A 26,906-nucleotide genomic window follows, 5' to 3' on the forward strand; every position below is an offset into this window, starting at 1 on the left:
CCGTCGCTTTCTCGCTGGCGCCAGGGCAGGCGCACGAACTGCCCCAGGCCATGCCTCTCCTCGCCACGCTTCCCAGCGTACCGCTCTGGGTGGTGGGCGACCGCGGCTACTCCAGCCATGCCTTCCGCGAGCACGTCTGGGACCTCGGCGCACGACCTGCGATACCGCCCAAGCGGAACGAGGCCCCCGTCGCCTGTCCAGATTGGATCTACAACAACCGCAACCGCGTCGAACGCCTCTGGGCCAGGCTCAAGGAGTGGCGCGCCGTGGCGACGCGCTACGAGAAAACTGCCTCGTCCTTCCTCGGCGTCCTACACCTCGCCGCCGCACTCGACTGGATCAGGCGCTAACAGGCCCTAGTCGGCACCGTCAACCAGAGATACGCATCCGCCAGGATCTTCGGCGCAGCCCGACCTAGCCCCGATCAGGCCTTTGCCCTCGTGCCCACCAAAGTCGGTACGCTCGCCATGCAGGCATTCTCCGACCGTTTACGCGGCCACTCTCCCGAGCAGGTACACGTCGCCCTCCTACTCGCCGACCCAGGCTGTAAATTGCGGGACGCCTCGCAGCCCCCCACCAACGTCAGCCTCGTCTTCGAGCCGCCCTACGCCCCCAAGCTCAACCCGGTCGAGAGCTGTCCGGCTCCATTTGCGTGAGCACTTCCTCACGCTCCGTCCCTTCCTCGACCTCTAAGCCATCACCGAGAGCTGCAGCCAACCCTGCAACCAACTCAATTGCCTAGATGGACCACATCGCTTCGCCGCCCCACTACCAATCCTTGTGACCAGTCCAAGCTTCATAAGGTCGGCATCAGGACCTTACTTCCGACTGAAAATGGCGCATTCAGCTGCCGGGTAGGCCAGCACTCCGTTGATACCGAGGGAAAAAAGTCGACTCCCGCGATCGCGTGATCAAGCGGTTGCCGCTATGCTGCCCAGCAGCTACGGCCTGTCCCGAGAGGAAGGGAACGCCGCTCCCCCGCCAAGACACCAATTGACCGACAAGGCGCTGTGAAATCTCAAGATGTCGATTTCAATTATATCGAAGCGGATTTGGTCGCTCTGTCACGTGCTACGGGACGATGGTATTGTTTATCATAAATATCTATCAGAACTCACCTACTTACTGTTTCTCAAGATCGCCTCTGAAACCGGGCGTGAGGATCTGCTGCCAGTCGGGTGTCGTTGGGCAGACCTAACGTCCCACGCAGGCAGAGGCATGCTTAGCCACTATCGCAAGATGCTGACCACGTTAGGCGAAGATTCGCCGCATCAAACTGTCCGAGAAATTTTTCGGTTTCCGACGACAGTATTCAGTCACGATGAAAATCTTCAAAAGGTTGTGCGTGGCATAGACGCAATTGATTGGCATGAAGCAAAAGACGATGGCTTAGGAGCAATTTACGAAGGGTTGCTACAGCGAAGTGCATCGGAAGCACGTTCGGGCGCTGGTCAGTACTTTACACCTCGCTCTCTGGTCGACGTCATGGTGCAAGTCCTGCAACCTCGACCAGGTGAGGTGATTCAAGATCCCGCAGCAGGTACAGGCGGATTCTTGATCTCGGCGCACGATTATATAATGGCCGATAAAATTGCGCCCGGTCGCAAAAAAAAAGCGCCCATCTATCAGGCAGTTGAAATTGAAAGCGACACTTATAGACTCTGCCTCATGAATATGTTTCTTCATGATATGCAAGGACAGGTTATACATGGTGACGCTCTAACGGAGGATGTCAGCGATCTGCTACCTCCCGACGTCATCATTGCGAATCCGCCCTTTGGTAGTAGTGCGGGCGGGGCGCGTGCCCGACGGAGCGATCTCCCTCACCCTACCTCGAACAAGCAACTTCTGTTTCTCCAGCACATCTATCTTGCCCTAAAACCGGGCGGACGCGCCGCTGTTGTGCTTCCAGATAATGTGCTGTTCGAGGACGGAGCAGGGCGGCGGATCCGAAAGCATTTGCTCGATACCTGCGACGTACACACCTTGTTGCGTCTACCTACAGGGATATTCTACGCAGCAGACGTAAAGACAAGCGTGCTTATCTTCGTGCGGCCCCGGCAAGGAGAATCTGCCACCAATCAAGTGTGGGTCTATGACCTTCGAACCAACATGCCAAGGTTTCGCAAGGGTCGTCAGCTAAATTCCGAGGTATTTGCCGGATTTCTTAAATCGTTTGGTTCCGATCCCCTTGGTCGAAGCTCACGAGATGCGTCAGCAGATGAACGCTTTAAACCGTATTCACGTGAGGAGATCGCCAAACGTGATGACAATCTTGACCTGCGTTGGCTGAACGAAGGCTTAAAGGAAGAGGTAGATGAGCGCGAGCCGGATGAGATTGTAGCGTCTATTGCTCAAATGCTGCGGCTTGCGCTGAGTGATGTTGAAACGGCTGCGTCCGAACTCGAGCAAGGTACGGATGTTGATTGAAAGAGCACTCCTGTCCTTGCACGGGCACAACTCTCCACTGGTGCTCGCGTCGAGCGCGATTAGACTACTGAGGAATAACTGATGTCTTCAGCTCCCGCCGATTGGCTGAGGGCACCTCTTAACCGAGTGGGGGGGTGGCGATCAGGTAGCACCCCGTCAAAGTCGTACCCTGCCTATTGGTCGGAGGGTACGATCCCCTGGGTGTCACCAAAGGACATCAAACAGGTCTTTATTGAGACTGCTATCGACAAGGTAACGCAGCAAGCTGTCGACGACACTGGACTTCAGATCATACCACCCGGCTCTATCGTGTTTGTAACCCGAAGTGGCATCTTGGCGCACACGCTGCCCATGGCTGTCACTACTGTTCCGATAGTGATCAACCAGGATATCAAGGCTCTCACACCGGTGGCCGACCTCGATCCTGTGTTCCTCTACTATCAACTCTTCTTTCAAGCCGGTGACATCCTCCGTCGAACGTTAAAACCCGGAACGACAGTCCAGAGTATCGATTTCGAAGGCTTGAAGAACATAGAAGTTGTGCTGCCCCCGCTTTCCGAACAACGCGCAATTGCACAGAAAATCACTGCCGTTGTTGCTTCACTCGACGGTGCACGTGTACGATTGGATGATGTATTCGTCCTAGTGGATGCCTATGAGCGGGCGCTCGTCCGACGAATTCTGTCATCCGCACACCCGCAAAACGGTAAATTGCAGGTTGAGCCACGCGATACTTACCTCTCAACGCTGGGAGACATCGCAGACATTCAAAGTGGTCTCACTTTAGGCAAGCGGTACGGATCCACGGAATTAGTTTCTCGTCCATACCTTCGGGTGGCTAATGTTCAACGCGGGTATTTCGACCTCAGCGACGTGAAGGAGGTCTTGGTCACTCCAACCGAAGCTGAGCGGTACCGGCTCCGAGCCGGTGATATTCTAATGAATGAAGGAGGAGATCGGGATAAGCTCGGTCGTGGGTGGGTTTGGAGAGAAGAAATACCGGACTGCATTCATCAGAATCACGTCTACCGAATTAGACTGAAGGATCGGGATTTTCCGCCAGAATTTGTCTCTCTGTATGCAAATGAGATTGGGCGCGAATACTTTCTTTCCGAAGCAAAACAGACAACTAACCTGGCATCGATTAGCAAAAGCAGATTGAGCGCTTTTCCAACGGTGTTGCCGAGTGTCGACGAAGCACGCATTGCCCTTAGCTCGCTCGAAGAGCAAAGACGTTGGGTTCACATACTGCGATCGCAGGCGCAAACAGTCATTTCTGCGGTGGACGCTGCGAGACGAGCAACCTTCCGTAAAGCCTTCGAGGGCCGGCTCGCGCCACGCGCAGAGGGAGAAAGCTTTCCTGCTCTAAAAGTATCGAAAGCAGTTGCCCGACCAGCACTCAATGCTCGTCGCAAGGAGGGCCCAAACAAAACAGGACCGAAGATGCGGACACTTAGTGAATTTCTGACGCGATGGCCGGAAAACGGAATCACGTTCGAGGCTCTGCGAGAGCAGGTGCCGAGCGACTATGAAACTTTGAGGGATGCGATTTTCGAGCTTCTCGCGGGAGCTGAGCCAAAGCTGGAGCAGCGATACGACCCGCTAACTCAGGCAATGTGCTTCTTCAGGAGGGTTTCATGAAATTGCTTCGTCTCTCTGTCGAGGCAGCAGCGAGTTGCGGTGGGCTGCTCGACGGACTCGAAGTTGATTTCGAAGGAGCCGGCACTACATCTGAATTAGCTGGCGGTGCCGGTGGCGCTCTTGCTCCGCACTGCCTGATTGGGCCTAATGGCTCTGGAAAGTCTCAACTACTTCAGCTGCTAGCTGAAGTTTTTCAGTCAGCGTGGCACGCCCATTCTCCAGGTGAGGAGCGCGAGGTTGCTGATCGGTCTACCCTCTTTTCCATAAACTACTTAGTTTCACGTCAGCCGGACCTTCAGCCGGAACAAGTACGGCTTAGGCGATGCAAGAAGGGAAGGCGGACGCTGCCAATAGAGATGTCGGTTTGGGACGGTGAGGAGTGGCAGGCGGTTGCTCTTACAGACGCTGGCTTTGGCGAGCGCCTCCCGGCCCTGATCGTCGGATACACTTCTGGTGATAACGAAACTCTCAGTCTGCCCTTCTTCGTGAGCCGTCGCGGGTATGCTAGAGGGGTTCGAGAGGCTGCGTTCGGTGAACCGCAGTCCACTGTGTCAGATAATCGATTGCTACTTATCGACTACAGCACTCACCTCGAGGTTTTAGTCGCCAACCTCCTTTTAGGGCAGCCATCAGTCCAGAAGGAGATCCTTGAACACGCCCGGTTGGATCGGCTCGCCTCATTCCGTTGCGTAATACAACTAAACCACTTACCTCGTCTTCGCACACCTCGTCGTATAAGCAAATATCGCAAAGGTGTTCAGCTTACGGAGGAATTGGAAGGATACATCGGCGCTCTGAAGGCAGCAGCTACCTGCTGGTCGTATGATCCGAAAAGCGAAGTTTATATATTGGATTATTTAGTAACAGATACAACTCGGGACATCTTTAAAGAAAATTTTGGCACGCCAATTTCGCTATATCGAGCTTTCCACAAACTAGCTCTGCTTAATGACTTGGCAATTCCCAGTAAGGCGCGAGATCGGTTAAAAAAAGAAATAGAGACTAGGCGATTTGCATCACGGTTACCAGAGCCGCAGGATGAAGAAAAGATATTCCGTTTTGAGCAGGTAAGATTCTACAGGGGTGAAGAGGAGGATATAAAAAAGTCCTTAGATTACGTTTCGTTGTCGGATGGTGAGCATCAGCAGGCACAGGTTCTCGGCGTGTTCGCGATGATTTTGCAAAATAATGTACTTTTTATTCTTGATGAACCAGAGTCGCATTTTAATCCACGTTGGCGGGTGGAGTTTGTGAAACGTATTACAACGCTGCCAGTGGACGGGCGTGCCCATCAAGACGTACTGCTCACATCCCACGCTCCTTTTGTTCCCTCGGATCTTCGCCGAGAACAGGTTCACGTGTTCTCCAAGAACGCTGATGGTAAGGTCACCGTGGAAACTCCTTCGATCGAAACATACGGCGCAGCGTTCGACCGCATACTTGAGCACTGCTTCAAGGTAAGTCCGCCTATTTCTCAGCTTGCACGCGACGAGATAAGGCAGCTGATGCAAGCCGGCACTCCGGATCAATTGCGGGAGGCTATCAATACGCTTGGCTCATCGTTCGAGAAGGCATTCTTATTAGACCGTTTGCGGCAGCTCGAACAGGGTGTTACATTTACTTAGATGCTGAACGTTTATCCAATCGCTGCTACGAGCGAAAATTGGGTCCATGAGGCAATCGCCGGGAAGGTGACTCGCCTCCTTGGTGCTCTGGATAACGGCGATCCTGTACCTGCGTGGGTAGACGATCTACCAGTAGAGTTGCAAGACCGAGAGGCGCTAGCAACGCGGTATACCAACCTATGTACTGTGATTAGGTCACTAAGTCTACGGCAAAGGGGAAAAATTCTTCAAGCGCTGCGAGCTCAGAACAATATACCGGCAGTCTTCGACGGGGTTACTGCTTGCCCAAGACTAGATACTCTTCCGGCCAAGGCTCGAGTCGCAATAAAGGAACTCTACGCCGCTGCTTTCGAAACGTTAAAGTTCTTGAAGATTCGAGATCGCCATTACGCGATAATATTCAATGATCCCAATGGTAAGTACTGTCCTTTTTGTGGAATTGAACCGTTCGAAGCACCCGGTCTAGCACGCGAAGATTTAGATCACTACCTGCCAAAACATCACTATCCGTTCGCAGGCGCAAATCTCCGCAATCTTTCCCCAATGGGAGGGAAATGCAACTCTTCGTATAAGCTAGCCAAGGACGTTATTTGCGATGGAGCGGGGCAGCGGCGAAGGTGCTTTGACCCGTACGGCAGTCAGCATGCACACATTTCTTTGACCAGAAGCCGCCCGTTCCAGGGAGACGCGGTGGACCTCCTCCCATTCCCCGCGTGGCAGATAGACTTGGTGGGAGATCCGGAAGCTGTTGCAAATTGGGATCGGATATTTAATATAAAGCAACGATACGAAGGCAAGGCCAACGCACACTTTCGGGACTGGACTGAACTATTTGCGTTCTGGTGCGAGCGCGAAGTTGGTTTAATTGAAACCCGTCAGCAGGTCGTTGAAGCCCTTGACCGTTACATGATTGCTGTTCTCCAGCGCGAGAAGGGCGAGGCCTCGCATTTAAGGCGTTCCGTCTTCGAGATGTTGCGTTGGCATTGCTATGAAGGTAAAGATGCAGATCGCCTTTCGGCATGGTTCACGGGACTTGTACGCAGCCAACGCCAACTCCGTGGAACGGGGTCATAGCGCGACTTCGGCCAATGTAAGTAGCAGCGACTGGTGCGGGGTCAGGCGCGTTCAGCGGCTGATTAGAGCGTTGTGGATGCTATGCTGCGAGGTCAGCAACTTTGCTTATGCTAAACCATCCAGCAGATTGGACCTGCTGCGAGGGGTAACAGCCGCTGACTTTGATGATGTTCGTAGAGTCGAACCCCAGCACATGAGCAATAACCGTCCTCGCTCAACTTGCGTGGTGCTGACACCGTAGATCATCTATTTGGCAGGCCTTCACCTACTGGCAGAACTGGAGATGGAGTAAGAGGTTCTTCGCATTATTGATGCGCGTCGCCGGCACGTATGCCACTCTGTGGACCATGATCGACAGTCCTGACCTGCCACCCATGTTGTTTGAGATTAGTCAGCAGGAATACGACAACTTCCTTCGGGTTATCGGCCTAAAGCAGGTAGCACCCGGCCGAGTGTCAAACCAGCTGGGCTTGGAATTGTATGCTCACACCTTCGTCGAAGGAGCGGTCCAGATCACGCCTAAAGTCGTGGCTGAAATTGAGATAATGGAAGGTGTCCGAGAGCCTTACGGCATGAAGGCTCCGGACCGGTTTCGGCATCCTCCGCTGCGAGGATTATGGAAGGGCCACTACCTCCGGCATGCGGCAGAAGCTGTTCCGTCTAACGTCCTGCTCGAACACGGCAGGATCCGCAAAGTGTTCTTAAGCTACCTCAAGCAGCTCCGTCAGGAGTATCCGGAGGACAACACGCCTGAGCAGGCGATGGAATACGCGGCCAAGGCCGCACGCCAGATGATGAGCTATTACGACCAGCGTAAGCAGCGTGGAGCGCTAACAGGGGAGTGGATCGTCTATGTGCAGCACGAGGGCCAGAACTATTATCTGACCCTCGCGCAGCACGATGAGGGCGATGAACAGATCCATCGCCGCATTGTGGAAAACTGTTTTCAACAATGGCCGTGGCTATCGTCCTACCTTCCTCCGGTCAGTTAGGAGCTCAAGTATTCGAGAGAACAAGAGGGGCAGGCACATTGGTCAGCCTTGAACAACCAGCAACCTGCTGATCTGGGGCAGGAAAGCTCGGGATCTGTGGCGTTGGAATTGCAGGGTTTGATTGGAACAGGCAGCAAAGCTTGTGTTCTGCTGGTCATGAAGCATCGTTCCCACCCGGCCGAGCAGGACGGCCTGCTGCGTCCTCGACTGCTCGACATGATCGATGGGGGAGGCACGAGCTGGTCCGGCTCGCGGTGCTGATCGACTGGCCCTGGTTCGAGCGGGTATGGGCTGGTCCTCCGCCCCACAGTTGAATGAGACGCCCCGCAAGCGGACGGTATCCGTTGATGGGGTGCACGATGACGACAGAGACAGTGGACGCGGCCGGTCCAGGTCGGGGTGGTCGGATGTCACGGCAGCGCAAGCGGGACGCAGTGCTGCGGCTGCTCCGGGGCAAGGACCTGGAGACGGTCTCACGAGCGCTGGGTGTGACCGCAGCCACCCTGAGCGACTGGCGCGACGCCTTCCTCGCGGCTGGTGAGGCAAGCCTGGCCACGCGGCCCACGGCAGGGGAGGAACTTGAGAGCGAGCGGCTCAAGGCGAGGCTGGGCGAGATGTTGCTTGAGCGCGAGCTGCTGGAGGCTAAGGTCGCGGCCCTCGAGGGTGGCCGCCCTTTGGGTCGGCGGAGGTCACGGCCATGAGCCTGACCGCTTCGCCCAGCAGCGGCAAGCCCTACGGCTTGGCTCGGGTATGCCAGATCTGGCGGGCAGCCCGAGCCACGATCTACCGACACCGCCTGCTAGCTCGGACGGAGCCGCGCAGGAGACCTGGGCCGGTCGGGCCGATGCCGGATGCAGCACTGCTGGAGGCGATCCGCGCCGTCCTCGCCGCCAGCCCCTTTCATGGCGAGGGTCACCGCAAGGTCTGGGCAAGGCTGCGCATACAGGGCGTCCGGACCTCCCGCCGCCGGGTGCTACGGCTCATGCGCGAGCACGACCTGCTCGCCCCATCGCGGGCCGGCAGCCCTCGGGGCCCGCGCAACCACGACGGCACCATCATCCCGGATGCGGTGGACACCATCTGGGGCACCGACATGACCACCACCTGGACAGCTGAGGGTCAGGCGGCGGTGTTTGTCGCCATCGACCACCACAGCGCCGGGTGCGTCGGCGTCCACGCCGCTCGGCGCGGCACCCGCTTTGGGGCGTTGGAGCCTCTCCGCCAAGGCGTGCGCCAGCACTTCGGCGGCTTCGCCAAGGGCATCGCGGCGGGGCTCGCGGTGCGCCATGACCACGGTAGCCAGTATATGTCGGACGCCTTCCAGGGCGAGCTGACGTTCCTCGGTATCGGGAGCTCGCCCGCCTTCGTGCGGGCACCCGAGGGGAACGGCTGTGCCGAACGCTTCATCCGCACCCTGAAAGAAAACCTCCTCTGGGTCAGGACCTTCGACACTGTCGAGCAACTCCGCCAGGCGCTGCTCGAGTTCCGCCTGACCTACAGCTCAACTTGGCTCATCGAGCGCCACGGCTTCAGAACACCGGATGCCGTCCGCAAGGATCAGCTTTCACCCGCGGCTCTCGCCGCATAGGCTCCACTCAGGTGTCTCAGCAACTGCGGGCGGTACAGTTGCGAAGATCTCCTGGGCAACGTGGGTGTGGACCGCCGACAGCCCGAGCACATACTCCACTTCACTACCGATGCGCCGTTGACATCCGACCCGGCGCACCTTTTGGAGGGGGGCAGCTTCTTCGGGCCGCACACGCGGCGTGGCCGTTGATGACCCTGTTCTGAGGGGTGCTTCCTCATGCCGTCGTACGGTGATCTCGTCGCAACGATCTTTGAGCAGACCTTAGCCTGCCAGGACCCGAGCAGCCTCGAATCGAAGGCCCGTAAGAATGGCAGATACGCACCGTTCGGTCCTCACATCCCAGGCGAGAACGGTGCCTATCCCACCACCGATGTGGCGATGGAAGCCTTAACGCAGCTTGCCGACCGCGTGCGGGCAAACGACCCAGCCATGCATGCAGCAATCGACCGCGACCAGATGCGTCTTCTTGCTTCGCGTGTCGTGGGCAAGCTGTTGCCTGAACTCTCCCAGGAATCAGAACCGGGCCGGCACTGGCCCATGATCCGCGAACATCTGATGTCTCAGGCTCGGTCCATTGGGCAGAGCATTACCCACTACGTCCCCGTTTGGCTCTTCCTCGCCCAGGACTGCGCGCCTTTCTCGATTGGGCCTGTCCGGTTCATCCGAAGGGAAGACTGGCTCGGCGCGATCACGGCACGGCGCGGGAAGGAGTCGTCGTGGATGCCCGGCGTGAGGGTGCTCTGGGCCGGTAGGCGGCTGAAGGGTGGCTCATGGCTTGCGGGCATTAGGGCATCCGTTCGGGCCTTCGCCAAGGCACCCGTTCACCCATCGGCCTGGGCTCACGCGTTCACGGCCGCGCGCCGGCATTCGGAACCCAAGGATACATTCCACGCCCGAACGATCGCACGGCAGATTCGCACGGATCAGTGGATAGCTTGCGTAGAGGTGGACGGCTTCGAGCGCGAGGAGTCCAGGAGGCGAGGTCTCCTGGCAACTCGCGTCGCCCTCGACACCATTCGGCTGGTGCTCGACGGGACACATCGGAGGCTCGTTTCCACCGCCGCAGACAGCGTTGTTCCGTTTTCCGTCGAGCGCCTTAGCCAAGTCGCGGGCGAGGACCTCGCCCATGGGTGGCGGATCAACCGACCGGGCGTGAGCGGGGCACCAGGCCTTGCTCAGTCTATCGTTGACGCCTCGCGGCCAGTGTTCGACGCCGCGGGCATATGTTTGGCGGCGTCGGCAACCCTGTCGCCCATCCATCCCTGTCCGAAGCTTGCAGAAAAGTGGTTCAACGCAGCCCACTGGTTCGGCCGCGCCTGTCTTGCGGACGTGGATTTTGTGGCGGTCGTGATGCTCGTGATCGCACTCGACGTGCTTTGCGGCGGGCGCGAGGAGAGGGGAATCCTCGAACTGGTCTGCCGCTTGACCGACACACCTGCTTCCACGCCTGTGCTGCCGGACGGCACGAAGCTCGGACAGCTCGTCAAGCGGGGTTACAAACTCCGTTCCGAGGTTGCCCACGGATCGATACTGGCCGTCCACCAGTCGCTCGACGGCGAACGCGCGCAACTTGAAAGCTTGGCTGCCGCGGCAATCGCCGAGTACGCGGTGGAACTACAAAAGTATAGTCAAAGCGGTGGCGCCGATGATCGAGACGCGTTCCTTGCCTCGCTTCCACAGATGCAGACCTGACAGGGCCAGCGCTGACTCGTGGATTGAGGATCCTCATGCGCTCGAGTTTCGGGCGTGCCTGCTGTCGAAGACAGCGTGGCGGCCGTCTCAGGGGGCCTACGCAGTGACCTCCTTGAAAGGGTTGCGGTCCAGCTTCGCGGCGCGAACCTTCGCACGCAACATTTTGACAAGGTCATCATCACGGTTGAGTACGTCCACGACCTCGCGCAGCGTGCAGAGAATCAACACGCGCTGCTGGAGGAAATCCCGGCACATTTCCAATGCGGCGGGGGTATAGTCCGAACTGGATATGAAGATGCCGCTGACGTTCATCCGCAGCATTAGGCGGCTGAGGTGTTGCGACACGTCGCTCGGCCCGAGAGGTTTGTCCCACCACTTCATCTCGACGAGGTACATGTGGTGGTCGATCTCTACTACGCCGTCGATCTGCTCCATCACGCCCGCGACGTCGTCAGTCCGCTTGAAGTCTTCAGCCACGAGCACGTCGTAGGTGCGGAAGAGGTCGTTGAGGACGCCCTCCAGTGCCTTTCCGCGTCGCTGCGGGTTCGCCTCTCCGAAGAGCGTGAAGAGGAGGGCCTTTACCGCCTCGACCCGTTCGCGTCGCTGGCGGGTGGCGGCGAGGCGCCCTTCGTATTCCGAACGCCTCGCCTCGGCCTCTCGGTCGCGCTCCTGGCTCATCCGCGTGAAGCTGTCTTTCACGTTGACGACGCGACGGACCTCGCCGACGAGACCCTTCGCCTTCATCGCATCGGAGTCGTAGCAGCGGGTAAAGTCCTCGAATTCGGCTACCCGTTTGAGCAGTTCCCGCCGGGTAGAGAGGAGCGCGTCACCGCCCTCGTTTATCCTCGTGAGGACAGTGCGGGCGATCTCGTACTTGTTGATGCTCGCGCGGTCCGCCCTGATTCGCCCTTCCAGGTCGGCAGTCATCGGGGTCGGCACCCCTGCGTTCCGGAAGAACAGCACCACATCCGCCTTCGCTCGGCAGAGGACCGGGATCGTCTCGACGAGCAGCCCGAAGAGATCGGGTGGGTAGTGGAAGGCTGCATCGCTCACCCTGGGCGCTCCCTCATCGCGATCCGACGAACCTGCGCCGGCGACCAGCGGCGTCCCCCACGGGGTGCCGGCACGCCACGGGCCATGAGGGCCTCGGCCATCTCCGCAAGCGTCGTCGCCCCCGCCCTTCGTGCAGCGTCGAGGTAGGGCTGCACCGCATCCGCACGGCGGCGGGCATTGACAACCTGCACAGCGTTCGCCCGGGCGGCTAGGACCGGATCGCGGGCGAGAAGCCCGGGGTTGCCGAGCACCACACCGCGCGCCTTCGCCGCGGCGAGGGCAGCCTTCGTGCGGGCCGAGATCATGCGGGCCTCCTCCTCGGCGACTGCGGCGAGGATGTGGACCGTCAGGCGATTCACCGTCGGCAGGTCGGCCGCGACGAACTCGACGCCGCTTTCCATAAGGTTAGAGACGAAAGCAACGTTGCGGGCGAGGCGGTCGAGCTTCGCGATGACGAGGGTACCGCGCAGCGCGCGGGCCGCCTCCAGCGCGAGGGCGAGCTGCGGGCGGTCCTTCCTCCGCCCACTCTCCACCTCGACGTGCTCGGCGACAATGCGACCGCGTGCGCCCTCCACATGGGCAGCGACCGCAGCGCGCTGGGCTTCCAGGCCGAGGCCTGACCGCCCTTGCTTGTCGGTGGAGACGCGGAGGTAGGCGACGAAGCGGGTCTCAGAGGCGGCCATCTGTCCCCGATTGCACCCTCGTCGGCCAAATTTTTCAACCCCAAACGACCGTTCCACGGGTTGAAAACTGGCCTCAGTGCCACCCCCGGCCAAGCCGATTTCTAACAACTGATTTAGAAAGCCTTCTCTCTACAACTTAGGTGGGGTCGTGGAGAGGTCCTTCGCTGGATCCAACGACGTCGACGCTTCGCCGGTGATTGCGAGGGCATTATTAACTTGGCTACCCCCTTTACTTTAGCTGCCTTCATGCTCCTCGCTAAACATTTGCCAATCGTTATGAAGCGGGCTGAAAAACTTATTTCTCTCCTCATAGCAATGTGCTTTGATCCGAATAACGGAAGAGTTGTGCATTACGGGCGTCACATACTGGCAAGTTGGAGGATCATTGTGAAAAGGCTCCTCAAGCTTCTGCTACTCCTTCCTCTCAGCGCTGCTGCTCAGCAAGCCGATCTTACAAGAACAGCCGGCCCGTGTAGCAATGTTTGGGGAACGGACAAGGATGGTGAAATCCGGCTTTTCGGAGTGCACGGCTCGATCGACACTCGAGTTGATGCGTTCCGTTGCACCGACCCTGCCGTTCAAAGGAATGCACGTGCTACTGTTGCTCTACTGCGGCGCGGACGTGACTTCGACGAGTCTAACGTTGCATTAAGCGACACAGAATCCGTAGCTGGCACACTCAACAATTTAGTAACGTTCCACACAGTTTCTCATGGATCGAGGCAGCGCCAAGTTTTTCCTGCGCAGGGCGCTTCGGCGATACCCCGAACAGCCTGCCGTAGCGAACGATTCAGAGAGCAAAATAGCTACGCATCCTGTTCAGGCGTACTAATCTCTCCGACAACTGTACTTACGGCAGCGCACTGCATTGAAGGAGTCAATCCCCGAGATCTCCTAGTCGTAATGGATTTGGCGTATGAGGCTGGACGGGCCCCGCCTCTTAACATGCCCACGTCGGATGATCGCCTTCGGCGAATTACATGGGTTGCGGCAACAAAATCAGCTGCTAACCAGGATATGGCGTTGCTGCACCTTGCTGGAGAGCCGGTCAGGAACCGTGCGCTTGGTTGGCCAACAACGAATGAGACAATTCGTGACGGTCAATCCGTTTATGCACTCGGACACCCAGATGGTTTGCCATTAAAACTAGCACCAGGCGGGCGCGTGAGTAGAACATCTAACGTTATCGAGTTTGCAACCGATCTGCCCATATTTCATGGCAATTCGGGAGGCCCTATTTTTGACACAGCCAGCCATCGCCTGCTTGGGATAGTTCGAAGTGGACCGAGTGATTGGTACTATCGAACGCAGGGTCCTGATGCAGAAGATCGTGATTGCGCCACGAGTCTTTGTGCCTACGCGCCGGAGGCTTTCAAAGCCAGCTGCAATGCTCCCGAGCTAGCAAATCGCCTCACCATGACTCCTCCTTGGCTCCGCATGCTCTCACTTGATGATAGCGGCTCTTTGCAAAACCAAGATAAAGAGGTAGGACGATCGATTCCATAAAATAGATTTTTTCGGTTCAAACAAACGAAATCCGGATACAAATTTTTTGAGGTTGTCTATCAAACCCGTGGAAAGAGAAAGACGCCAGCGATGACAAAATTTCTAGGTCTGCTATTAATTGCATTGACTTTACTATTTTCACCAACAAGTCATGCCCAAAATGATGTTTGTGATTTCAAAAGAATTCACGCTCAACTTACTCCTCAAGATGGCAGTGGGACAGATTCATGGGAGTACATATTCGACCTCTCTACGTTGGTGTTTCATGCTGAAGACCCTTTAGGCCATGTATCCGGTAGGGGCCCTATGACTGGAGTTTTTACGGTGTCCTGCAACCCACAGGAAGTCATCCTGCGCACATCAGAAACTTCCGATGCACAACGAGGCAAGCAGGAAGATCTTACTTGCCAATTCAATTATGATCAAAGGGCCGCCTCGGGATCAGCAGAAGGGATTTGTGGAAAATACAAAGCTAGTGCCACTTTCACTGGCGGTTAAACTACCTGCAAATAAATTTCCACATTTGGATTTAAAAGCCGTTAAATGGAGATATTTACCCTTATTGGTTGTAACTCAAACTGGCATTATCTAATCAACACTCAACTTCGTCAAAATTCCTTGAACACTTGGGAGATAACCATGACCGAAAAACTACTGATTGCGGACAAAATTATTTACGACATGAATTCGCGCAGCTTATCCACCGCTTCTCCATTAGCCGGTTCGCCTAAATGCCAAGTACAAATGGAATTAGATGAAAATGGAAATATAATAACCAAAGGCTGTAGGAGCGTTGATTGTACCGGCACCTGCAAACTTCATGAAGAGAAAAAATCAGACAACACAATACATTACTGGTGTACTTGTAATTAGGGCCCATTAGCGCCTGAATCCTTGGCAAGGTGCCTACGTTCTTTGGCTTTCTGGAGAACGGGATGGCGCTGACGGATAGCGGTGGGCGGTGCTGGAGCCTCTTGTCGAGGCCTGTTGCCCGCACGCCAAGATACCACCTCAGCACCTGCGCCGGTCCGTCGGGGCCATTCTCTGGTGGCATGACAACGGCGCGGAGTGGCGAGCCTTGCCTCCGAAGGAGGGGCCCTGGTGGATGGCCGCACAACCTTCATTGCTGGTCGCGCCTGGGCGTCTGGGAGCGCCTGCTGAGCATGGCGCAGGACCGAGGCATGGAGCTCGGCATGGCCTTCCTCGACGGCACCTCCGTGCGGGCGCACGTTAAGGCAGCCGGGGCGACCAAAAAGGCGCGACAGCGGCCGAGCGGGATGGGCTGAGGCGCTTGGTCGAGCCGTAGCAGCACTTCGAACGCTGCGGCTTCGGCATCAGGGTTTACGTGATCGCGGACAGCGCAGGCCGCCTCATCGCCTTCTCACTGGCGCCAGGGCAAGCGCACGAACTGCCCCAGGCCGTGCCCCTCCTCGCCACGCTTTCCGGCGTACTGCTCTGGGTGGTAGGCGACTGCGGCTACTCCAGCCATGCCTTCCGCGAGCACGTCTGGGACCTCGGCGCACGATCCGCGATACCGCCCACGAGGAACGGGGCTCCAGTCACCTGTCGGGATTGGATCTACAATAACCGGCACCGTATTGAACGCCTCTGGGCCAGGCTCAAGGAGTAGCGCGCCGTGGCGACGCGCTACGAGAAAGCGGCCTCATCCTCCCTCGGCGTTCTACATCTCGCCGCCACACTCGACTGGATCAGGTGCTAACAAGCCCTAGGGTCTAGAGAGATGCCATTCAGTTAACTGACGTCCAGAAGGTCCATGACACTAATATCAACCAGCCGGACCTTCTCCTCGGCACTATAGTGTCCCTGGCTCTCGCAGCCGTCAATGCTTCGGACGCGCTGCCTGAACTTCCACCAGGCCCTTACGGTGGTGCTGAGTGCCCAATTGAAGTAGGAGGCGCAGCAGCTTGTCCAGTCAGTCTAATATCTAAGCGTGCAGGTCTCACTGAATTGGGCGGAATGGCAGTCCTGCATTTTTCTATACCAGGTTCATCAAGCGCTGCTCGGCACACAGCCCACAATTCTCCAAGTCTATCTAAGTAAGTGGACTGAAGGTCACGCAAGGCTGTCAGTTCAGCCAAGGATTTTGTTTCAGAATCCACAGTGAAGAACGTCGGATTATTGATTGCAGTATTTAAATCAGCTCGCTGCTGGAGGATGGCAAGTCGGTCGTCATGAAGATCTAGCACAATGCCTGTAGCCCTCATTGCCACATCATCAAATTTAGCAAAGATGCGGTAAGCGATCTCAGAATAAGGTGTAGTCTCGATGTAAATTTCTTGAGTTGATACGGCAGCTGGATTAGTTTCGCCGAACCGCCTAGCATAGTCGAGCAAGTCCTCTGGCTTCGGCTGGGATCCACCGTTAGCCAAAACTGATGACGATATTTCCGCATACTGCCCAAGAGTTTGAACAGTAGATGCCGAATCTGCCCCAAAGCTGATTAAATTTCTGAACCCCACACTAACTTCGGCCTTATTGCTTTGCGAGTTTTCGTTGATTTGTACTTCGGCGGTAAGGCGGGCATCTAGTGAAACACCAAAACCGACTCGGCTGATAAATTGCTGGCCGCACACTTTGCTAAAACGCTCATGCCCAGCGCCAACAGCAGCTGTTGCGGCAGGTGTCGGTGAACCTTGGTTAGCTGCATACTCGTCACCCACGTAGCGGATATAGATGTCAATGTATTTATTAGTTGACTCAAAAGTTGAACCCGCGTATTCGGAAGTTCCTCCGCCAAACGACAATAGTTTGTATGTCAACGAGGCGTTAACACCGCTACTACGATCCTCACTGTACTCAGAAATGTTTTCGATTTGACGAACGTTGTAGACGTTGTGCAGATTGTGGCCATTGCTCGACACCGGCCGAAACGTAATCGCCTGAGGGACAATACAGCGAGTAAACATTGGTCCTGACCAAAGGTCGTAACCTTTTCCAATCAATTCCTCGGCGATTGCACGTTGGATTGCCTGAAGCTCTATGTCAGTCTCAAGCCGCGCCGCGATCTGCGACTGACCGAGCAAAGGCGCTTCGAAGCTCAGCACTGCTTGCTGTCTCGATGCTAAACGAGCAATACGTTGCTGAAGCTCAGGAGACAGGACGCCTCTTGAAATAGGCGTCATTTGCGCGTGCAGATCACCTGCCCAAAGTGATGCGCAAACAGTAAATGCGACAGTCATCAACCGCATTTCGTGGTCTCCCTGAGCATGGACTGGCACAGTGATTCACACATCGGGCGGGCCATAGGGCCGCTTTATCGTTTACAAGATTCTGTATTGGCGGCGCTCAGCCTGTTCGTTCAACAGCACAGCGCCAATTAGGCTGCCCTGTCCATAGAAAAACATGTGCAGCTAATGATGTGGCTTTGAACAACTCTCAACGCACTGATTTGATTAGGAGCTTCGTCAGTTCCGACGCTTCGGCATCAGCGGCAAAGCCTTGTATTCTGCCAGCCACAAGCACCGTTCCGGCACGGCTCAGCAGGACAATCTGCTCACCCCAGTTTGATCGACATGATCGAGTGGCGGCACGAGCTGGGCCGGCTGGCGGCGCTGATCGATTAGGGCTGATTTAAGTGGGATGAACAGGCTTCTTCCACGCTGGTGAGGGGCAGTCGGCCATCCATTGCGCCTGATCGCAAAGTTGATGCACCTGCAGCGGTCTACGCGCAGTACCACGGCAACAGGGATAGTTCCTGAATCCGTTTCACATCCGCATTCCGCGCCCTCGGCTTAGTCCCTTTCGCTCCTGCTGCGCCTCCCGCTGCCGCTCCTGGGTGCGTTCCCCCGCCTCCATCCCAAGCCGTCCCTCCAGCTCTGCCGCCAGCACGCGCCCGACCGCGGCCATCCCCTCGCGCGGCCGACTGGCCGATCCCTCAGCCAACTCCATCGCTCGCCCCACGCTCCGCCGCAGCTCCCGCACACCCTCCTCGCCCAACCGACGTGTCGCCGCCTCCGCAAAGGCTCGCAGCTCCGCCGCGACTTTCGGTTTTGCGGCCACCTCCCGCGCCCACACCCCGCCAACTGCAGCGGTCCGCTCAAAGGCAAGGGGACTGTACCGGTTGGTCCGCGCCGCCTCCCGCTGCTCCGGCGTCCCCGCCCCCTCCACTGCCCGCACTGCCGCCCAGGCAACCGGCGAAAGGGCGGGGATCTCCACCGCGTCCTGACCCTTCTGCGCCTCGACGTCGCGGACGTAGCAGTCCGCTGCCTTCCCCTCCTTTTCCCGCAGCCGCACCAGCCCAGGCCCGATCGAGCCCGAGCAGCGTTGCGCCGCCTCCCGCTCCGCCTTTGCTGCGGCCGAGGCGAACCACCCTGTCTTGCCCCGCAACTCACCCAGCAGCTCCGGCCCACTGTGCCCGAGCGCCCGCTCCGCCCCAAGCGGCCCGCCCTCCGCCTTCTCCAAGGCATGGAGGCGGTGCCGTGCGTCGGCCGGGTTGCGGTAGGCAGCGCCGAGCCAGACCGTCAGGTGGTGCTCCTCATGCTGCACGCCTTGGTCCCGCGCGACCGCTGCAGCGACCTCGCCCGCCGTCGTGCCGCGCCCAAGGCTGTCCCTACTCCAAGGGTCGCGGTGCGCCGGTAGCAGTGGCGCTGTCCTCTCCGGCCTCTCCACCACGATCTCGCTATGCGGTGCCAACGGGTGCAGCCCACGCCGCTCCGCAAACGCTGCCGCGTGCCGCGCCTGCTCCTCCGCCCCGCCCTGCCCCAGCACCGCGTAGTCCAGCGTCGTGTCCTTCGCCCGCTCCCGGCCCAGGGTGTGCGCCAGCCCCTCGCGGCTCCCCATCGCCTCCGCCGACCAGTGGAGCTGCACCCCCTCCCGGTGCCGCGTCAGAGCGACATAGGCCATGTGCCGGTCCATCCCCGCCCCGGCCAGCACATGCGCCCGGTCCACCGTCACCCCCTGCGCCTTGTGCACTGTCGCCGCGTAGCCGTGGTCCAGGTGGGCGTAGTCGCGGAGGTTGAAGGTCACCGCCCTTCCCTGCCCCGCCGGCCCGCCGGACCCGTCCAGCGCCACCGTCAGCCGCTCGCCCCCGGCCTCCACCGCCAGCACCGTGCCCAGCGTGCCGTTCTTCACCGCCACGCCCCCACGCCCGTCCGGCCCTGTCCCCAGCGCCCGCTCGTTGCGCAGGAACATGACCCGGTCGCCTGCCGCCATCGCCCGCTCGCCGCGCTCCGTCGCCACCTGGTGCTCCGCCCCAAGCTCCCCAGCAGCACGCAGCTCCTCCCGCGCTAGCCGGTTCAGCGCCGCCACGTCTGCTCGCGTGTGCGCCAGCATGACCTGGCTCGGGCCCTCGCCCGGCTGTGGATTCCTGCGGCGCTCCTCTGCCCAGCTCGCCACCAGCGCCGCACGCGCCTCCTCCTGCGTGCCGTGCCCCTGCACCATCCCGGCCGCCTCGTAGCGCCCGAGCGCCGCCTCCGTGCGCCCCGTCGCCAGCTCCCGCGTGGCCTCCCGCTGCCAGTCCTCCCGCTGCCGCCGCACCTCGGCGATCTCCGCCGCCCCATGCCGCTCCGCCAGCGCCCGGAACGCCGCCCCGGCCTCGATCGCCTGCAGCTGCTCGGGGTCGCCCACCAGCACCACCTTGGCGCCGGCCTCCTGGGCAGCAGAGAGCACCCGCTCCATCTGCCGCGAGCCGACCATCCCGGCCTCGTCCACCACCAGCACGTCGCGGTTCGTTAGGCGGTCCGCCTCGCGGCCTTCTTTCCAGCCCCACTCCAGGGAGGCGAGGGTGCGCGACCGGATGCCCGAGCCCGCCTCCAGCCCCTCCGCCGCGATGCCGGACAGGGCCGCACCGCGTACCTGGTATCCCCGCGCCTCCCACAGCTCCCGCGTCACCCCCAGCATCGCGCTCTTGCCCGTACCGGCGTAGCCCACCACCAGCGCCAGGTCCCCGCCCGCCGTGATGTGCTCCACCGCCCGCTGCTGCTCCTCGCCCAGCCGCAGCCCACCCCTGGCTGCGGCACGCACCGCGCGGTCCACCGCCCCCGGGGTGGCCCGGTGCGCCCACGCCTTGGCGAGCGCCGCTCCGGCAGCCTCCATGCGCTGCTCAGCTGCCAGCATCCCCTGCGTGCTGAACCGCTCCCGCCCGCGCCCATCTTCTCCGACGCGCACCAGCTCCGGCGAGGCCTCCACCTTGGCCAGCACAGACGCGAACTGCTCCGCCCCATCCGTGTGCCGCGACACGAAGCGCGCCAAGTCGTGCCGCGTGAAGGTGGACTGCTGCTGGGTGAGCGCGTCGAGCGCGACGCTCGGGTCCGCCGCGATCCGCTCTCCGTTCCGCCGTGCGATGCCGTCGTGCTCGGCCCGACGCTCCGCCGCCTCGCCCCGCTCCGCCCGCCGCTGCCCCGCCGGTCCCACCTTGTGCTGCGGCTCCAGTGGGATGCCCTGCTCGGCCAAGCTCCGATGGTCGATGCGCGCGTCGTGCCCCAGCTCGTGCAGCCGCTCGTTCGCCAGCTCCGCCCAGCGCTCCCGCCAGCCCTCCAGCAGCTCGGTCCGGTTCCACTCCCGCTCCTTCGGCCCGAACCCGGCTTCTCCCTCGTACCCAGCCGGTCCGCTGCCCGCCGCCACCCGCCGCATCGTCAGCATGACGTGCGCGTGCGGCTTGGCCTCGCCGTCCTCCCCCATCGGCCAGTGTACGCAGAGGTCCGCCACCATGCCTCGCGACACGAACTCCCGCTCGGCGAAGTCCCGTGCCAAGGCCACGCCCTCTGCCCGGCTCAGCTCCCGCGGCAGCGCGAACTCCACCTCACGAGCGAGCTGGGCATCCTTGCGCCGTTCGCCCGCTTCTACCTCGTTCCACAGCGTTGCACGGTCAGCCCACCGCTCCGGTGCGCCCTCCGGTAGCAGCACCTCCGCGTTCACCACGCCGCCCTTGGCCGTGAAGTCGTGCGACACTCCCTGCCGCTCATCCTCCAGCCGCGACGCCGACCGGTACGCCGCCGCCGCCACGGCTGACCGCCCCGCACCGCGCGAGATCACCTTGGCCGAGAAGTGGTAGATCGCCACGACGCCGAACCGCCTTCAGGCGTCTACCAGCGCTGCGTGGCGTGCTGCCAGGCGCTTGGCTGCCTTGCCGCGCCACGCCATCAGCAACGCCGAGCGCAGCGACACCTCGTCCACCTCGGCCAAGTTGACGTACGTGCACCCCCGTTTGCCCCAGCCACCCGGAACTGGGCGGTACATCACCGGCTCCGCGCCCACCAGCAGATCCTGCTCGTGCGGCTTCAGCGCCACCATGCCCCACTCCTCGTTTGGGCGGCCAAGCGTCGCGAAGATCCGCCCGCCAACCCTGAAGTCGGGCTTGCTCATGTGCGTGCCCTCGACCGCCTCCGGCAGCTCCAGTGCTAGGCGGCGAAAGGTGTCGGGCGTCACAGCAGCAGGGAGCCTCTTCAGTGAGCGCAAAGGCTGCCGCCTACGGGATCATCTTGGAAGTCCAGAGCAGCCACCATTCCGCCTGCGCTGACCTCACACCGCCGCGACGTCACCGCAGGTGACGTATAAGCGCGCATTTCGCTCGCTGTGCTCGCCCATGACGGGGGGCTCGGGGCGTACTGCTTCTCAGTTCGGCCCGTCTCTGGCAGAGGACACCAAGGCGCGTATAACGATGCCGCGTTGAATATGCCGGAGTTGGTTCAGTGACGTTGTACCGGGTGGCAGACCAGAAGCTTGAGCCGGTGCCGGCGACCTCCTTTGTCAATGAGCGAATGCTCGAACGTCGGGACCTGCAACGTCTGCTGAAGTCCGATATCTCTCCCGTGGGTGACGACCTCATGGTTCTCGCCGAGGAGTTCGGAGATTGGGAGGACAGCAGCCGCCGCATCGACCTGCTATGTCTCGATCGGGAAGCCCGCCTGGTCGTCGTCGAGATCAAGCGCACCGAGGACGGCGGCCACATGGACCTCCAGGCAGTCCGCTATGCCGCCATGGTGTCGAACATGACCCTCGATCAGGCTGTCGGGGCGCACGCCCGCTATCTCGGTGGCGATGATGGTCCGGTCAGGGCCGAGAAGAGCGTCCTCGAATTCCTTGGACTCTCTTCCGTTGAAGAGATCGAGCTAACCGACGAGGTTCGCATCGTCCTCGTGTCGGCAGACTTCTCGACGGAGGTGACAACCTCCGTGCTGTGGCTCAACAAGCGCGGATTGGACGTGACCTGCATCCGCCTCAGACCCTATCGCTTGGGCGAGCAAGTGCTAGTCGACGTGGCACAGATCGTCCCGCTGCCAGAGGCGGGGGACTACGAAGTTCGGGTGAGGGCCAAGGCCGAGGAAACCCGCAAGGTCCGGACGGTGCGTCAGGAGGTCCGTCGCCGCTTTTGGGCCCAGCTCATCGAGCGCTCGCAGGGCCGGACTTCGCTCTACGTCAACCGCAGCACGACGAGCGATCCGTGGCTCTCATCGGGACTAGGACGCAGCGGATTCAGCTTAAATCTCTCGCTGACAGCCGATCTCGGCCGGGTGGATTGCTATATCAACATCGGCAGTGACCCTGCACGCACTACGGCCGCCTTCAAGGCATTGCTGGCTCAGCGTGAAGCCATCGAAGCTGCGTTCGGCGCGAGCCTCGATTGGGAAGAGATGCCGGGCCGCTTGGGCTGCCGGATCATCCACAATTTGGAGGGTGGTTGGCGTGTTCCGGAGGCTGAGTGGCCTGCCATGCAAGACCGCCTCATCGACGCGGCCGTACGGCTTGAGAAGGCATTGAAGGGACCGGTTCAGGCTTTCAGGGGCTGACTCAGCGGAGCGAGCCGCTGACGAGGCGCCGAGTATCAGCCGCAGCATCGTCACGCGAGCGGCTTGTTCCCGCTGCAGCGTATGCAGCGCGTTTCCCCTGTGGCATCGCTCATCGTGAACAGGCCGTGAACCCGAGAGGGCGGCCACGACGGCTTGCCTGCCGACCGAGTGAGTAAGGATCCCACCATGGCGCCACGCCGCCCGCGCGATATCGAGGCCGAGCTCAAGGCCCTCCAGGACAAGGCACGCCAGCTCCGCATCCGGCAGAAGTCCCAGCTCGGCGAACTGCTCCTCTCCACCGGCGCCGCCGACGCCCTCGACCCCGACGCGCTGGCTGGCCTCCTGCTGCGCGGCCTCGAGCAGGCCAAGTCCGACCCCAAGGCCGTCGAGGGCTGGCGCAAGCGCGGCGAGGCCTTCTTTCGCCGCGAGCGCGAGGCCGCAGCCAGCGCCGACGTCGACAGCGCCAACGACCCGGCGCCCGCTCCCGAGCCTCCGGGCCGAACTGCTCCGCCTGCTCCACGCCAGGCGGCGGAGTAGCCAGGCCATCGCACGGGCTGAGGCCACCCAGGCCCGCTCGGACACCCGCGACTGGGCCCGGGCGCGCCGCGACCGCACCCGCCACCTCATCGAGCTCGGCGGCCTCGTTGCCAAGGCCGGCCTCGTCGAACTCGTCGACGACGACCGCGCCACCCTCCTCGGCGCCCTCCTCGAGCTCGTCGCCCAGCTGCAGGATGGCGACGATGAGGCGGCGCCCGCCCAGCTCCGCGCCCGCTGGCGCCACGCCGGCCTCCGCGCCTTCCACCAGGAGCGCGAGGCCGGGGCAGAGGCCGCGCGCCGGCCGCAGGGTGGAGGAACGGCAGCGGAGCGGGGCTCCGCTTGAGCACCCTCCTCGCTACCTCCCGCCGCGCCCTCGCCTTTGCCCTCTTCCTGCCGGCCGCCCTCCTTCTGGCTCTTTTCCGCACCGGTAAGGGCGCCCTGATCGGCTTCCTCCTCGGCCTTCTCGGCGCCGCCGCCTGGCACCTCTTCCTCCCCGTCGTCATCGATCACGGCGTCTTCCGCTGGGGCGCCAAGATCGGCATCGCACTCGGCGCCCTCTGCGGCCTCGTCTCCTCCCTGCGTGAGACCTTCCTCGCGCCCCCTCCTCTCACCTCTCACGGCTCCGCACGATGGGCCTCGCCCGGGGAGAGCGCCGCCTTCGCGCTCGCCCGCGGCGCTGGGCAACAGGGGCTCTCAAGTCTCCTCGTCGGCCGCGAGGCCGCGGGTAGGCGCCGTCTCCTCGCCTATGACGGGCCCGCCCACCTCATCACCATCGCTCCCACACGCTCCGGCAAGGGAGTCGGCACCGTCCTCCCCAACCTGCTGCTGGCCCGCCGCTCCGTCCTCTGCATCGACCCCAAGGGCGAGAACGCCCGGATCAGCGCCCGCGCCCGGCGGCGCTTCGGGCCGGTGCACGTCCTCGACCCCTTCGGCGTCTCCGGGCAGCCCGCCTCTCGCTACGACCCGCTCGCCGTCCTCGACCCCATCTCCCCCGACCTCGCCGAGGACGTGGCGACGCTGGCTGACGCTCTCGTCTATGACCCGCCCGGTCAGGCCGGGGAGGCCCACTGGAACGAGGAGGCCAAGGCCCTCATCGCCGGCCTCCTCCTTCACACCCTCACCGCCCAGCCGCCCGAGCGCCGCCGCCTCGCTGCCCTGCGCGACGCCCTCACCCTGCCCCCGGCCCGCTTCCAGGCGCTGCTCGCCGACATGGCCGCTTCTCCTGAAGCCGGCGGCCTGGTCGCCCGCGCCGCCAACCGCCAGCTCGGCAAGTCCGACCGCGAGGCCGCCGGCGTCCTCTCCTCCGCCCAGCGCCACACCCACTTCCTCGACGGGCCCCGCATCGCCGCCGCCATGGATGGCGCCGACTTCCGGTTCGAGGATCTTAGGAGGGGAGTCGGGAGCGTCTTCCTCGTGCTCCCACCCGACCGCCTCGACACCTATTCACGCTGGCTCCGCCTCCTCGTCGCCCAGGCCATCCAGCACCTCGCCCGCAGCGCCATGGAGGCCTCCACGTTGCAGGCGGGTCCACTTCCCTTCGGCACGGTCGACACCGCCCCCGGCCTTGGCTCACGCCCGCCGGTGCTCTTCCTGCTCGACGAGTTCGCCGCCCTCGGCCGCCTCGACCCCGTCGAGCGCGCCATGGGCCTCATGGCAGGCCTCGGTATCCAGCTCTGGCCCATCCTGCAGGACCTGCACCAGCTCCGCGCCACCTACGGACAGCGTGCCGGCACCTTCCTCTCCAACGCCGGCCTCGTGCAGGTCGCCTCCCCCGCCGACCTCGAGACCGCCACTTGGCTCTCCCGCACCCTCGGCAGCGGGACGGTGGCCTACGAGACCGCCTCCGCCTCCAGCAGCCACCCGGCCTTCCTCTCCGGTGGCCATGCGAGCGAGGGCGAGGGCACCAGCACCCACCTCGCCGCCCGCCCCCTCCTCACTCCCGACGAGGCCATGCGCCTGCGCCCGGACCTCCAGGTCCTCCTCCGGCCCGGACACCGACCCGTCCTCGCTGCCAAGCTGCGCCACTACGAGGACAGAGAGTTCAGGGGGCTCTTTGACGCGTAGAGCGCTCCCCATGTCTCTGCAGGCATTAGCCGCACGTCGATGAGGCGTGGTAAGGTGCCCGTCCTGGAGGAACCATGAGCAGGATCGCCCTCGACGCCCAGGCCGGGCAGGTCTCGGCCGAACTGGCCCGCCGCGGTATCGCGGCCAAGACCCGCGTGCACGTGCTGGTCGAGGTGGTGGAGGGCGAGGAGGACGCCCTGCCGATGGCCGCCCTGGTCGAGGCGGGCGGCGCCTTTGAGTGGCTCACCGAGGAACCGGACCTTTACAGCGACACGGACCTTGTCGAGGCGACGCCGCGGCAAGCCGGCTAGGTGTTCCACTTCGGCAGCATCGTCCTCACGCGCTTCCCCTTCACCGACCTCTCGGGCGACAAGCGCCGTCCCGCTCTCGTCGTGTCGCGCCATAACGGGCGCCGGACGGATCTGGTGGTGTGCTTTATCACCTCTGTGCCCCGCTCTGGGCCAGACATGGCTCCGATCGAGCCGACACCCGGTACGGGTCTGAAGGTCCCCTCCGTCGTGCGCTTCGACAAGCTCGCGACCCTGGATCTCGGTGTCATCGCCGGCAAGCTTGGCGAAGCACCACCTGAATGGCTCACTTCTCAGCGTGATGCTTTTTTCGGGGTCTTCGGCTTTTACTCGCCGTGATCGAAGCTGAACCGCATCCAGTCACAATCAAGAAAGAAGAAAATTTTGCAGCAGTTCCGCCGTTGCTGGAGTGGCAAGGAATACATAATGCGAGAAGGGGCAAATTGAGCCCCACCACTTCATAGGCAATGCAGAATGGCTAAAAGCGACATCAACCTCGACAATCTGAGCGTCCCCGAGCTGAACCAGCTGATTGAGGACGCCAAGGCGGCGCTCGACGGCAAGAAGCAGGGCGCCAAGGCTCAGCTGATTGAGGAGATGCGCGAGAAGGCCGCCCAGCTCGGTCTGGAGCTGGGTGATCTCCTGGACAAGCCCGGTCCGCGCACGAACGTCCGCAAGCCTCGCAGCGACGTTGGTAAGGCTGTAGCCGCCAAGTACCGCAGCCCCGAGGGCGAGACCTGGACCGGCCGTGGTCGCATGCCGCGCTGGCTGACCGAGGCCCTCCACCACGGCAGGGCGAAGGAAGACTTCGCGGTCTGAGGCAACCGGTGCGCCCGCCGCGGCGCACCCCCTCCCCTTCCGGAAGGCAACCGCCGCCGCGGTGTCGAGAAGCCGGCCTAGCAGCCCGCGCAAGGCGTTAGTTCAGTCGATAGCACTGCGACGTCGTCTCGGCCGTGCCGCGCATGC

Annotated in this window: 20 protein-coding genes and 3 pseudogenes; 18 read left to right on the forward strand and 5 right to left on the reverse strand. The window is 61.3% G+C overall.

Features of this window, described 5'->3' with window-relative positions; all coding sequences use genetic code 11:
- The 9 genes and pseudogenes from D9599_RS26955 to D9599_RS26995 all read left to right on the forward strand — a co-directional run.
- Positions 1-350, forward strand: a 350-nt coding sequence (locus D9599_RS26955; protein ID WP_198384388.1) for a transposase, incomplete at its 5' end; no start/stop codon positions are given.
- A gap of 673 nt (positions 351-1,023) precedes the next feature.
- Positions 1,024-2,430 (forward strand): N-6 DNA methylase, encoded by a 1,407-nt coding sequence (locus D9599_RS26960; protein ID WP_375373081.1) that lies wholly within the window; start codon positions 1,024-1,026, stop codon positions 2,428-2,430.
- An 81-nt stretch (positions 2,431-2,511) separates the two neighbouring features.
- Positions 2,512-4,071 (forward strand): restriction endonuclease subunit S, encoded by a 1,560-nt coding sequence (locus tag D9599_RS26965; RefSeq protein ID WP_198384390.1) that lies wholly within the window; start codon positions 2,512-2,514, stop codon positions 4,069-4,071.
- Positions 4,068-5,696, forward strand: a complete 1,629-nt coding sequence (locus D9599_RS26970) for a restriction system-associated AAA family ATPase (RefSeq protein WP_198384391.1) — start codon at positions 4,068-4,070, stop codon at positions 5,694-5,696. Before D9599_RS26965 ends, D9599_RS26970 begins: the two co-directional genes overlap by 4 nt.
- Positions 5,697-6,386: 690 nt before the next feature.
- The gene (locus D9599_RS26975; protein ID WP_198384392.1) at positions 6,387-6,770 is read left to right on the forward strand and encodes a hypothetical protein; all 384 of its coding nucleotides are present in this window, start codon (positions 6,387-6,389) and stop codon (positions 6,768-6,770) included.
- Positions 6,771-7,081: 311 nt separating this feature from the next.
- The gene (locus D9599_RS26980) at positions 7,082-7,762 is read left to right on the forward strand and encodes a hypothetical protein (protein WP_198384393.1); all 681 of its coding nucleotides are present in this window, start codon (positions 7,082-7,084) and stop codon (positions 7,760-7,762) included.
- Positions 7,763-7,918: 156 nt separating this feature from the next.
- Positions 7,919-8,055 (forward strand): annotated as a pseudogene (locus tag D9599_RS26985) (IS5/IS1182 family transposase); the annotation flags it as partial.
- Positions 8,056-8,121: 66 nt separating this feature from the next.
- Positions 8,122-9,350 (forward strand): annotated as a pseudogene (locus D9599_RS26990) (IS3 family transposase).
- Between the two features lie 216 nt (positions 9,351-9,566).
- The gene (locus D9599_RS26995; RefSeq protein WP_198384394.1) at positions 9,567-11,042 is read left to right on the forward strand and encodes a HEPN domain-containing protein; all 1,476 of its coding nucleotides are present in this window, start codon (positions 9,567-9,569) and stop codon (positions 11,040-11,042) included.
- 96 nt (positions 11,043-11,138) lie between these two features.
- Here D9599_RS26995 and D9599_RS32365 read toward each other — a convergent pair whose 3' ends face one another.
- Together D9599_RS32365 and D9599_RS27005 are read right to left on the reverse strand one after the other, a co-directional pair.
- A complete protein-coding gene (locus tag D9599_RS32365; protein ID WP_198384395.1) occupies positions 11,139-12,095 on the reverse strand; it encodes a restriction endonuclease in 957 nt (318 codons plus the stop codon).
- Positions 12,092-12,778 carry a recombinase family protein gene (locus D9599_RS27005; protein ID WP_198384396.1) on the reverse strand — a complete coding sequence of 229 codons (687 nt, stop codon included), beginning with the start codon at positions 12,776-12,778 and terminating at the stop codon, positions 12,092-12,094. Before D9599_RS27005 ends, D9599_RS32365 begins: the two co-directional genes overlap by 4 nt.
- A 315-nt stretch (positions 12,779-13,093) precedes the next feature.
- Here D9599_RS27005 and D9599_RS32550 point away from each other — a divergent pair, with 315 nt between their 5' ends.
- Together D9599_RS32550 and D9599_RS27015 are read left to right on the forward strand one after the other, a co-directional pair.
- Positions 13,094-14,284 carry a trypsin-like serine peptidase gene (locus tag D9599_RS32550; protein ID WP_375373082.1) on the forward strand — a complete coding sequence of 397 codons (1,191 nt, stop codon included), beginning with the start codon at positions 13,094-13,096 and terminating at the stop codon, positions 14,282-14,284.
- A 961-nt stretch (positions 14,285-15,245) separates the two neighbouring features.
- A pseudogene (locus tag D9599_RS27015) lies at positions 15,246-16,004 on the forward strand (IS5 family transposase).
- Between the two features lie 160 nt (positions 16,005-16,164).
- Here the strand turns inward: D9599_RS27015 and D9599_RS27020 are convergent.
- From D9599_RS27020 to D9599_RS27030, 3 genes are all read right to left on the reverse strand, one after another.
- Positions 16,165-17,493: a hypothetical protein gene (locus D9599_RS27020; RefSeq protein WP_198384398.1), complete on the reverse strand. Its 1,329-nt coding sequence runs from the start codon at positions 17,491-17,493 to the stop codon at positions 16,165-16,167.
- Positions 17,494-18,010: 517 nt separating this feature from the next.
- Positions 18,011-21,304 carry a Ti-type conjugative transfer relaxase TraA gene (gene traA / locus D9599_RS27025; RefSeq protein WP_198384399.1) on the reverse strand — a complete coding sequence of 1,098 codons (3,294 nt, stop codon included), beginning with the start codon at positions 21,302-21,304 and terminating at the stop codon, positions 18,011-18,013.
- Positions 21,305-21,319: 15 nt separating this feature from the next.
- Complete coding sequence (locus D9599_RS27030) at positions 21,320-21,670, reverse strand: MmcQ/YjbR family DNA-binding protein (protein WP_198384400.1); 351 nt, start codon at positions 21,668-21,670, stop codon at positions 21,320-21,322.
- Between the two features lie 263 nt (positions 21,671-21,933).
- On the opposite strand from D9599_RS27030, the gene D9599_RS27035 reads away from it, so the two are divergent.
- From D9599_RS27035 to D9599_RS27065, 7 genes are all read left to right on the forward strand, one after another.
- A complete protein-coding gene (locus D9599_RS27035; protein WP_198384401.1) occupies positions 21,934-23,031 on the forward strand; it encodes a DUF4268 domain-containing protein in 1,098 nt (365 codons plus the stop codon).
- A 186-nt stretch (positions 23,032-23,217) separates the two neighbouring features.
- Positions 23,218-23,568, forward strand: coding sequence for a conjugal transfer protein TraD (locus tag D9599_RS27040; RefSeq protein ID WP_198384402.1), 351 nt, complete (start codon positions 23,218-23,220; stop codon positions 23,566-23,568).
- A 7-nt stretch (positions 23,569-23,575) separates the two neighbouring features.
- Positions 23,576-23,911: a conjugal transfer protein TraD gene (locus tag D9599_RS27045; RefSeq protein ID WP_198384407.1), complete on the forward strand. Its 336-nt coding sequence runs from the start codon at positions 23,576-23,578 to the stop codon at positions 23,909-23,911.
- Positions 23,908-25,632: a type IV secretory system conjugative DNA transfer family protein gene (locus D9599_RS27050; protein WP_198384403.1), complete on the forward strand. Its 1,725-nt coding sequence runs from the start codon at positions 23,908-23,910 to the stop codon at positions 25,630-25,632. Before D9599_RS27045 ends, D9599_RS27050 begins: the two co-directional genes overlap by 4 nt.
- Before the next feature lie 74 nt (positions 25,633-25,706).
- Positions 25,707-25,943: a hypothetical protein gene (locus D9599_RS27055; RefSeq protein ID WP_198384404.1), complete on the forward strand. Its 237-nt coding sequence runs from the start codon at positions 25,707-25,709 to the stop codon at positions 25,941-25,943.
- Positions 25,944-26,279, forward strand: a complete 336-nt coding sequence (locus D9599_RS27060) for a type II toxin-antitoxin system PemK/MazF family toxin (protein WP_198384405.1) — start codon at positions 25,944-25,946, stop codon at positions 26,277-26,279. It abuts the gene before it with no gap.
- A gap of 135 nt (positions 26,280-26,414) precedes the next feature.
- A complete protein-coding gene (locus D9599_RS27065; RefSeq protein ID WP_198384406.1) occupies positions 26,415-26,759 on the forward strand; it encodes an H-NS family nucleoid-associated regulatory protein in 345 nt (114 codons plus the stop codon).
- Positions 26,760-26,906 lie beyond the last annotated feature (147 nt).

Source organism: Roseomonas sp. KE2513, assembly GCF_016107305.1.
Lineage (GTDB): Bacteria > Pseudomonadota > Alphaproteobacteria > Acetobacterales > Acetobacteraceae > Roseomonas.